Origin of the sequence: Phenylobacterium sp. (assembly GCF_044372605.1) — a bacterium.
Taxonomy (GTDB): Bacteria; Pseudomonadota; Alphaproteobacteria; order Caulobacterales; family Caulobacteraceae; genus Phenylobacterium.
In genome coordinates, this window is record NZ_JBILRO010000304.1 from 1 (window position 1) to 3,496 (window position 3,496).

Below are 3,496 nucleotides of genomic sequence, written 5' to 3' on the forward strand. Positions count from 1 at the left end.
CTCGTCGCCGACAAGATCGTAGCCGCTGTCCGCGAGACTGGCGCCGAGGCGGTTCACCCGGGTTTCGGATTTCTGTCTGAGAACGCGAGCTTCGCGCGACGGCTGGCGGCAGAGGGGATCACCTTCATCGGTCCGAACCCACACGCCATCGAGGCGATGGGCGACAAGATTGAGTCCAAGAAGTTCGCCGTGAAAGCCGGGATCTCGGTGGTGCCCGGCCATGTGGGCGAGATTGATGACACGGCGCACGCTGTCCGTATCTCCGAGGAGATCGGCTATCCGGTGATGCTGAAAGCCTCCGCCGGCGGGGGCGGCAAGGGCATCCGGGTCGCCTGGAACCGCCAGGACGTGGAGGAGGGCTTCCCGGCGGTGCGCTCCGAGGCCAAGTCCAGCTTCGGCGATGACCGCATCTTCATCGAGAAGTTCATCGAGAGCCCGAGACACATCGAGATCCAGGTGCTGGGCGACAAGCACGGCAATGTGGTTCACCTGTTCGAACGCGAGTGCTCGATCCAGCGCCGGAACCAGAAGGTCATCGAGGAGGCGCCAAGCCCCTTGCTGGACGAAGCCACCCGCAAGGCCATGGGCGATCAGGCCGTGGCTCTGGCCCGGGCGGTTCAATACGACAGCGCCGGCACCGTGGAATTTGTCGCCGGCCAGGACCGCAGCTTTTTCTTCCTGGAGATGAACACCCGCCTGCAGGTGGAGCATCCGGTCTCGGAGCTGATCACAGGCGTCGACCTGGTGGAGCAGATGATCCGGTCGGCCTACGGCGAGCGAATGTCGTTCGGCCAGCAGGATCTGAAGATCAATGGCTGGGCGATGGAGAGCCGGATCTACGCCGAGGACCCCTATCGCGGCTTCCTCCCCTCGATCGGTCGGCTGGTGCGCTATTCGCCGCCGCTGGAAGGCGACGTGGGCGACGGCGTGATCGTACGCAATGACGCCGGCGTTCGCGAGGGCGACGAAATCTCGATGTTCTATGATCCGATGATCTCCAAGCTGTCGACGTGGGCCCCGACCCGCGATGGGGCCATCGATGCCATGGGACGCGCCCTGGAGGACTTCCACATCGAGGGCCTGGGCCAGAACATCCCGTTCCTCGCGGCTGTGATGGACCAGCCCCGGTTCCGGTCGGGCAAGCTCAGCACCAACTACATCAAGGACGAATTCCCCGAGGGGTTCCAGGGCCTGGCGCCCACGGACGCCCAGTACGATCTGATGAGCGCGGTGGCGCTGGCCATGCAACGGGCCTTGCTGGCCCGGGCCGCGCCGGACCAGACACGGAGCGCGTGGGTGGTCGTTGCCGGCGCCCTGCACCAGACGATGAGCGTGACCGCCGTCGACGGCGGGCTGACCATCCTGACGGGGGATCGCAAGCTCAGGCTGGAGGATATCCAGTGGCGGCCGGGCCAGGCCGTGTTCCGGGCCAATCTGGACGGGCGCGACTTCACGGTGGCCGTAAAGCCTGCCGCCGAGGGTTTCGTTATCCGCCACCGCGCCACGACCCTTCGCGTGATGGTGCTGTCGCCCCGGTCCGCTGAGCTGCACCAGATGCTGCCGCCCAAGAAGGCCGCCGACACCTCGAAGATGGTGCTGTCGCCGATGCCGGGTCTGGTGGTCTCTATCGACGTCGCTCAGGGACAGTCCGTGAGGACCGGAGAGGTGGTGGCCGTTCTGGAGGCCATGAAGATGCAGAACATCCTGCGCGCCGAGCGCGATGGCGTGGTCAAGGTGGTCAGCGTCAAGTCCGGTGACAGTGTCGCGGCCGACGAAGTTCTGGTCGAGTTTGCCTGATACTGGAGCTCTGAAGCCCGCATGAGCGTCAGCGAACTCTTCCTTTCGGCTCAGGGCCGCGCCACGCGGACCCCCTCGGTGGTGGCGGCGGTCGTGCTGCTGGTGCTGGCGGCCCTGTTCGAGGCCCTGGTCGAGGACCCGCTGGCCAGAACGCTGACCGGGCTGATCGCCTATCCGGCGTTCTTCTATGGCGGCACGTGTGTGCTGGCCAAGCGCCTGCATGACCGGGGGCGGTCCGGCTGGTGGGCGGCGCTGATCCTGGTGTCCGTCGTAGCGGTATGGCCCCATCCGGCAGGCTTTCTGGATTTCGGGTTCTTCGTGGTGCTGGTCTGGGCGTTCGTCGAGCTGGCGGTGATGCCGGGCGAGCGAGGGGCAAACCGGTACGGCGCCAATCCGCAGGTGCTGACGGTGGCGTAGGGATGGGCGCAGCGGGAAGGGTCTGTGGCGGTTAGGCCTACCCCGAAGGGCGCGGCGGCGGGCGACCGGGGATGACCGGGGCGGCGCGGGCGGAGTTCAGCAGCTGGGAACGGACCTGAGGGGCCGCAACCGGGCGGGCCAGAACCGCCAGCGCCGGGCCGGGGTGGCGAGGTTCGGGCTCCGGCTGCGGGGCGGCTTGCGCCAGCAGAGCCTTCAGGGTCGGAAGCGTGGTCTCGCGGATGCGGGCCGGATACTGATCGCGGACCTGTTCGGCCCTTGCCGAGACGATACCGAGCGTCTTCAGGAACTGCGGCAAGCTGACAGGCTCGGCATCACGGTCGCGCTCCCGTTCCGGCTCGGAGCGGTGGGGGATGCCCAGGCGTTCCTCGTAATCCGAGGACTCAAGGCGTTCGCGCTCAAGCGGTTCCAGAGCGGGGCGGGCCGGGCCACGCGGAGCCGAAACCCCGAATACCTTCAGCCGAATGCCCATCCGTACGGCGAAGAAGCAGTGCCGGAACTCGGCGGTGAAGGCGAGGAAGCGGTCGAGATTATCGCCGGCAGTCTTCGCAATCTCCACCGCCGCCGTGCCCAGCTCAAAGGCCGACACCGTCATCGCCTCGATCATCCGAAGCGTGGTCGCATCATGGGAGGGCTGAGCGGCCTGCATGAGAACAAAGATAGAACAAATTGGCCTACTGTCAAGCCGCGTGTCGTCGACGCCGGAAGGATTTGTCCTCGAACCACACGAACGGGGAGGCTACTGCGGCGGGGGCCAGGGAACGCCGGGCAACAGGGGAAGAGAACCGCAGAAGACGCAGAGGGGCGCAGAGAGGGCCGTGACGCTCTGAGCGTCACCGCAACGCTATAGGGTGCGCCGGATATGACAACCCGTGCGTGCCGCGCCACTGTTACGTTGACATCTTACTTGACCTCCACCTGGTGCATCGGAGAACGCGCCCCGCCCCCAATTGGGGGTTAAGTAAAGTGTCACCGTAACCCAGGACGACCTAAACGAAATCGCCGAACGCCTGAACGACAGGCCCCGAAAAATCCTCGACTTCATGACCCCGAACGAAGTCTTCCAACAGCTCATCAACAGCACCAACACCCACGAAAAGCCCGTCGCACTTCAACATTGACACCGCCCGGCCTGCGGCCTACGAGTTCGGTCCTGCGCCGTTGTGAGGCCTGTCCGTGTACCGCGCTGTCGTCGGAATCGTCTGCCTCGGTGTGGCCCTTCCGTCCGAGGCCCACGCGGCGGGAGCCTTCTGCTGTGGCCGCA

General features: G+C 65.9%; 3 protein-coding genes. 2 read left to right on the top strand and 1 reads right to left on the bottom strand.

Annotation, left to right across the window (positions count from 1 at the left end; all coding sequences use genetic code 11):
• Together ACIQ42_RS17250 and ACIQ42_RS17255 are read left to right on the top strand one after the other, a co-directional pair.
• A partial coding sequence (locus ACIQ42_RS17250) for a biotin carboxylase N-terminal domain-containing protein (protein ID WP_397423467.1) occupies positions 1-1,797 on the top strand: 1,797 nt, incomplete at its 5' end.
• Positions 1,798-1,818: 21 nt separating this feature from the next.
• On the top strand, positions 1,819-2,214 hold the full coding sequence (locus ACIQ42_RS17255) for a DUF805 domain-containing protein (RefSeq protein WP_397401937.1): 396 nt from the start codon (positions 1,819-1,821) through the stop codon (positions 2,212-2,214).
• A 37-nt stretch (positions 2,215-2,251) separates the two neighbouring features.
• On the opposite strand, the gene ACIQ42_RS17260 is transcribed toward ACIQ42_RS17255, so the two are convergent.
• Complete coding sequence (locus ACIQ42_RS17260; protein ID WP_397423468.1) at positions 2,252-2,839, bottom strand: hypothetical protein; 588 nt, start codon at positions 2,837-2,839, stop codon at positions 2,252-2,254.
• Between the last annotated feature and the right edge of the window lie 657 nt (positions 2,840-3,496).

What these genes read in the sequence shown, in the direction of transcription:
- ACIQ42_RS17260 (WP_397423468.1), bottom strand. Translation starts at nt 2,839, where the DNA reads ATGATCGAGGCGATGACGGTGTCGGCCTTTGAGCTGGGCACGGCGGCG.
- ACIQ42_RS17255 (WP_397401937.1), top strand. Translation starts at nt 1,819, where the DNA reads ATGAGCGTCAGCGAACTCTTCCTTTCGGCTCAGGGCCGCGCCACGCGG.